This is a genomic window from Promineifilum sp. (SeqCode), assembly GCF_041918635.1.
In the GTDB taxonomy this organism is placed as follows: domain Bacteria; phylum Chloroflexota; class Anaerolineae; order Promineifilales; family Promineifilaceae; genus Promineifilum.
Window position 1 is genome coordinate 1 of the sequence record NZ_JAYRVJ010000236.1, and the last position, 6,023, is coordinate 6,023.

The following is a 6,023-nucleotide window of genomic DNA, read 5'->3' on the forward strand; positions in this document are numbered from 1 at the left end:
ATGCCGGCCGAGGTGCAGGCGGCCGGCGCGCGCACACAGGAGGCGTACCGCTTCGCCGTTGCCAACCGGGCGGCGGCCGAGCAAGTGCCGTGCTACTGCGGTTGCGTCGGGCTGGGTCACGTCTCGTCTTATGACTGCTACGTGTCCGAGGCGCAGGCGGATGGGACGCTGGTGTTCGATTTCCATGCGGTCAATTGCACCGTCTGCGTCGACATCACGCAGGATCAGATGTGGTTACTCGATGGTGGCACATCGCCGGAATTGATCCGCGCCTACATGGAGCGCCACTACGCCGCCTTTGGCCCGCCGACGCCGCTCACGGCCGGCGCTGCGGGCGAGATGCCGGCTATGTCAGAACACTAAGAAAATAATCCGCAGATTTCGCAGATTACGCAGATTGAGAAGCTCACGCAAAGTGCGCCAAGGTCGCCAAGAACGCCAAGAAGAATTTTTGCGAGCTTTGCACCCTTAGCGCCCTTTGCGTGAACCTCTTCCCAAGCTGCGCAATCTGCGAAATCTGTGGATCGCTTCTGGAGGAATCATGCGGAAGGTTACACTATTGTTGATGCTTCTATTGCCACTCGTCGTAGCGGCCTGCGGCGGGACGGCAGGGGCGACCGAGGGGCCGTCGATCCGCTTCGACGTCACTGCGCTCGACCTGGGCGGCGTGCCCAATGGGCAGATCGTCGAACGGGACGTGACCGTCACCAACGCGGGCGGCGCGCCGCTGGTGGTGGACGCGGTGACGACTTCCTGCGGCTGCACGACGGCTACGCTGGAGCCGATGACTATCGCCCCCGGCGCGACGGGCACGCTCCACATCGCCTTCGACTCCGGCGCGCATGGGCCAGACTTGCGCGGCGCGCTGATGCGCCAGGTGATGCTGTCGACCAACGACCCGGCGCGGCCGGAGGCGGTGCTCGAACTGACGGCCACGATACTGCCGCCCGAATAGAACAGCGACGCCCACCCCGTTGCTGATCAAGCGCCTGCCGGTCTACCCGACAGGCGCTTGGTGCGTTTGTTCACACGGTCGCTAACAGGGGAGCAACGTGCCGCGCGACACCCTCCAGCCATTCGGCCGCCGGCGCGTCGGGCAGGCCGGCCACGCGGTCGAGCAGCGCCTCCAGGTCGGCTGCCGGGAGGGGCGCGGTCGGTTCGGCCACGGTGAAACCGGCCGCGCCCGCCCGGGTCGCCAGCGTGTCCAGCAGCGCCCGCGTCTCGGCCCAGGTCTGGGGCAGAGGCCGGAGCAGGGCGCATAGCGCGGCGCACACCGCCGGCCGTCCGGCGGCCAGGGCGAGTTCGGCCGCGGCGGCCAGCGCCCACGGCCCTAGCTCATAATCTTCGCGGGCCACCAGCAGGCGCAGCGCGTCGCTGAGCGCAGTCGCCGCATCGTCGTGGCGACCCAGGGCGGTCTTGGCCCGGGCCAGCCAGATCACGGCGTACGCCTCATTCCACCAGTTGGTCGGCATGGTCCGCGACATCTCCACGTAGCGACCCAACCGCTCGTGCGCCTCGACGGCGTCGCCGGCGATCAGGGCCAGCGCGCCGAAGCCGAACTCGCAGTAGGAGAGGCCCATCGGGTCGGCCAATTTGCTGAAGCCCACCAGCGCTTGCTCGCAGTAGTCACGCGCCGCCGCCAGGTCGCCCCGGACGCGATAGATTTCGCCCAGATTCCACCACCCCCAGAGAACGTCGTCGAAGAAACTGGCTTCGTGGTCGATCGTCAACGCCTCGAGTCGGACATGAATGGCGTGGTCTGTGGTGCTGTAGCGCAGCGCGTAGGTGCTCTCCCAGCTCAGGATGTTGACTTCCTGGATGCGGTCGCCCCGCTCCTGGGCTTGAGTGCGCGCCTTATGAAGCGGCTCGAACAGTCCCTCTAGACGGCCCATGCGGACGCGAGTGACCAGACTGTTCCAGCTCCAATCCCAGCCAATGTGGGAGATGCCCAGGGTTTCCATCAGGCCGCCCACGCGGTCAAGCATCGCCAGCCTTTCGGCCGCGGTGAGGGTATGGCCGCCCACTCTGGCGAGTTCATGGAGTGTCAAGGCCAGCGCGAACGTGTTGCCCGACCGCTCGTAGGCGGCGGCCGCCTCTCGCAACATCTCATGCGCCTCGATCCAGTCGGCCCGGCCGGTCCCGGAAGCGACCAGCAGGTTTGCCAGTGAGCGCCGGGCTTCGGTCAGCAGCCAGTCATCGCCAGCGGCGGCGCGCGTGGCCCGTTCGCGCAGCGCCGCCCGGCCCGCGACGGGATCGTGGTGGATGCCTACCTGCTCGGCCAGCCGGATGTACCAGTATCCCAGCCCCTCGGTCCGCTCCAGCGCCGATACGGACCGCCACAGTTCAATCAGATCGGGGTCGCTCCACCAGAAGACGTTCATGTTCGTCAGGGGTGCGGCGCGGGCGCAACGCACCATCAGACGGGCCGCCTCGTTGCCGTCGCCGGGCGCGGCGTTGGCGATAGTCCAATCCAGCAACTCGAGGAGGTTGTTCGTCTGGTAGCGGATGAGGAAGTAGAAGTAGAGGGGCAGCAGCATTTGCCGGGCCAGGGGAGTCAGCTCGCCGCGCCGCGTGAACCACTCCCAGGCGGCCAGCACGTTGCCGATGTCGGCGGCGATGGCGTCGCGCGCCGCCAATTGGCCGGCGCCATAGAGCCGCGGCCAGAGGCGCTCCAGATAGCCGGCGAAGAAGCGGGCGTGGCGTTCGGCCGTCGCCTCGCGGGTCGCGCCCAACTGCTCCTCGGCGTACTGGCGCAGCAACTCGTGCATCTGGAAGCGGCCGTCCTCGTCGCGGCTCAACCACGATTTGTGGACCAGCGCGAGGAGAATCTGGAGAAACCCGGGCTTGCCGCGGGCGTCCGCTTCGTCCGTTTGGGCCAGCGCCTCGGCCGCTTCGCGCGTGAAGCCGTCGCGGAACATGGCCAGGCAGGGCAGGATGGCCCGCTCGGCCTCGGTCAGCAGCCGGAAGCTGGCGTCGCACACGGCGCGGATGCTGCGCTGCCGGTCGGGCACGTCGCGCAAGTCGGTGGCCAGGATATCCAGGCCGCGCTGAATCTCGGCGGCGATCTCCGGCAGCGTCAGCGCTTCCAGCCAGGCGGCGGCCATCTCAATCGCCAGGGGCATCCCACCGACCTGGCGGCAGATGGCGGCGACGGCGGCGACGTTGTCAGAGGTCAGCGCGAAGCCGGGCCGGACGCGCCGCGCCGCCTCGGCGAATAGCGCCACGGCGCTGAAGGTCAGCGCGGCGTCCACGTCCCCGCCGGTCGCGGCCTCTGCCGGCGTGTCCAGGCCCGACACGGGGTAGAGGCGCTCGCCGGCGACGTTGAGGCGGAAGCGCGACGTGACCAGCACGGCCACCCCCGGCGCGGCGCGGGCGATCTCGGCCGGGAAGGCCGCGCCGCCCTCATCGAGCAGGTGTTCCAGATTGTCCAACACGAGCAACAGACGGCGGCGGCGCAGGTAGTTAAGCAACTGGCGATCGGGCGGCGGCGCGTTGCCATCGGCGCGAAACGAAAAGTCGAGCGCGTCAGCGATGGCCGCCGGAATCCCCTCCACGAGCGACAGCCCCGCCAGGGAGACGAAGATGACGCCGTCGGGGAAGCGGTGGACGTCGCGCCCGGCCAGTTCTCGCGCGGCCCTGACAGCGAGTCGCGTCTTGCCCATGCCGCCCGGCCCGGTCAGCGTCAGCAGATGAGTATGAGCGTCCTCCAGTATCTCGATGAGCGCCGCCACCGCCGCCAGCCGGCCGATGAAGGGGGTCGCGTGGGTGGGCAGGAGCACGGGAACTGGGCCGGCCACCTCGATTGCGGGGCGGTCGGGCGTGCCAGACACGCCGGCTGCACGCCGGATGACCTCAATCAATTCGGTCGTGGCCGGCTCTGGCTCCGCGCCCACCTCTTCGGCCAGCCGCAGGCGTAGCCGGTCATAGTGACGCAGCGCTGCCGGCCTTTGCCCCGAAGCGGCGAGGGCCTCCATGAGGAGGCGATGGGCCGGCTCGTGAAGCGGCTCCAGAGAGAGCAGGCGTTGGGCCAGGCCGGCGGCGCTCTCGTGCTCCCCACGCCCCTGCCGCCACGCCGCCAACCGATCCAGCGCCCCGACCGCCAGCCGGCGCAGCCGCTCCCGTTCGAGCGACTGCCACTCATCGAACGCCGGGCTGTCGGGTAGGCCGAAGCCGGCTAGAAAGTCCGCGGTGTACAGGTCGACGGCCGCGCCGAGCGACCGCGCGCAGGCGTCGCAGAGTGAGCCGGGGTGGGAGGCCTGGTGGGCGCGGGCCTCGTCCAGGCGTTGCTCGAAGGCCCACAGATCGACGTGAAGGGTCGAGCGATTCAGGACAACCGTGCTCCGGTCGGCGATGAGCGCGTCCTCGCCCAGGAGCGCGCGGAGGTGGGACAGTTCGCGGCGAAGGTTATTGCGCGCGTCATCCGTCTCGAACACCGGCCAGAGCAAGGCCAGCAGGCTATCGCGCGCCTGCGGTTCGGGGCTAACGGCCAGCACGGCCGCCAGCGCCAGCGCGCGGTTGCGATGAAAACTGATGAACTGGCCTTCGACTTCGAACCGCGGCGCGCCGAAGAGAAACAGGTTTCTGACGCGCATGGGCGCATTGTATCACACTTCACTGCCTTGCCTGACAGTATCTCACGCAAAGACGCTAAAGCGCGCAAAGCCCAGAATTCTAGGTTTTGCGCGCTTTGCGTCTTTGCGTGACATTCTCTTCTCTCCGCTATAATCCCCCCGCATGACAACTTTCTCCACCCGCCGCGGCACGCTCGTCGGCGCGACGGCCGTCCTCATGTGGGCCACGCTGGCGACGCTGACCACCCTCAGCGGCGATATTCCCCCGTTCCAGTTGTTGGCGATGTCGTTTACGCTGGCGACGCTGATCGGTCTGGCGTGGCACAGGTTTCTTAACCTGTGGCTGGAGGGGGGATCGCAGGTTAAGAAACCTGTGCCACTCGCGGCGTGGGCGGTGGGGCTATACGGCCTGTTCGGCTACCACTTCGCCTACTTCATGGCCCTACGGCTGGCCCCGCCGGTGGAGGCCAGCCTCATCGCCTACCTCTGGCCGCTGCTCATCGTCCTGTTCGCCGCGCTGCTGCCCGGCGAACGACTGCACGGCTATCAGGTGGCCGGGGCGCTGCTGGGCTTTGCCGGGGCGGCGCTGCTGGTGACGCGCAGCCGGGGGCTGACCTTCGACGCGCAGTACGCCGCGGGCTACGCCTTCGCCCTGGCCTGCGCCGTCATCTGGTCGAGCTATTCGGTGCTATCGCGGCGGCTGGGCGCGGTTCCCACCAGCGCCGTCGGCGCATTCTGCGCGGCGACGGCCGGGCTGGCCCTGGTCTGCCACCTGCTGTTCGAGGAGACGGTCTGGCCGGGCGGCTGGCAGTGGGCGGCCGTCGTCGCTCTGGGGTTGGGGCCGGTCGGCGCGGCGTTCTACACCTGGGACTATGGCGTGAAGCGCGGCCACATCCAGACCCTCGGCGCGCTGGCCTACGCCGCGCCGCTGCTCTCCACGATATTGTTGGTTGCCATGCGGCTGGCCGAGCCGAGTTGGGTCATCGCCGCGGCCTGTGTGCTGATCGTCGGCGGGGCGGCGCTGGCGTCGGGGCGGGGAAGAAAAGAGGAAGGATCCGCAGATTTCGCAGATTAAGAGGCTCACGCAAAGGACGCTAAGAACGCCAAGAACGCCAAGGCTTATTCTTTCTTTGCGTTCTTGGTGAACTTTGCGCTCTTTGCGTGAGCCTCTTTAATCTACGCAATCTGCGGATCCTTCCTTATTAAGTATTTTGGCCGCGGCGCTTCCGCCATGAGAGATACATAAGTTTGCCCTCGCATTGCGAACCCCTTGCTCTGTAGCAACGCTATACTGACAGGCTTGCGGGCCACGGATGGTGGTTGGTGTGCAAGCCTGCATGGCAAGGAGACGGCACATCATGAAACGCTTGTATCCGTTGTTCGCGCTTGTCTTGTTGCTGGCCCTGGCGGCCTGCCGGCAAGCGCCTGAGGCGACGCCGACCGTCGCCCCCA

At 67.8% G+C, this 6,023-nt stretch carries 4 protein-coding genes; 3 read left to right on the forward strand and 1 reads right to left on the reverse strand.

Translation table 11 applies throughout. The annotated features are described in order from the left end of the window. The coding region (locus ACE3UY_RS08050; RefSeq protein WP_374687027.1) for a PCYCGC motif-containing (lipo)protein at positions 1-363 on the forward strand (363 nt) is incomplete at its 5' end. A 178-nt stretch (positions 364-541) separates the two neighbouring features. Continuing rightward, complete coding sequence (locus ACE3UY_RS08055) at positions 542-955, forward strand: DUF1573 domain-containing protein (RefSeq protein ID WP_374687028.1); 414 nt, start codon at positions 542-544, stop codon at positions 953-955. Between the two features lie 70 nt (positions 956-1,025). Here the strand turns inward: ACE3UY_RS08055 and ACE3UY_RS08060 are convergent, their stop codons facing one another. Further along, a complete protein-coding gene (locus ACE3UY_RS08060; protein WP_374687029.1) occupies positions 1,026-4,592 on the reverse strand; it encodes a BTAD domain-containing putative transcriptional regulator in 3,567 nt (1,188 codons plus the stop codon). 142 nt (positions 4,593-4,734) lie between these two features. Here ACE3UY_RS08060 and ACE3UY_RS08065 point away from each other — a divergent pair, with 142 nt between their 5' ends. Beyond that, positions 4,735-5,646 (forward strand): DMT family transporter, encoded by a 912-nt coding sequence (locus ACE3UY_RS08065; RefSeq protein WP_374687030.1) that lies wholly within the window; start codon positions 4,735-4,737, stop codon positions 5,644-5,646. Positions 5,647-6,023: the final 377 nt, after the last annotated feature.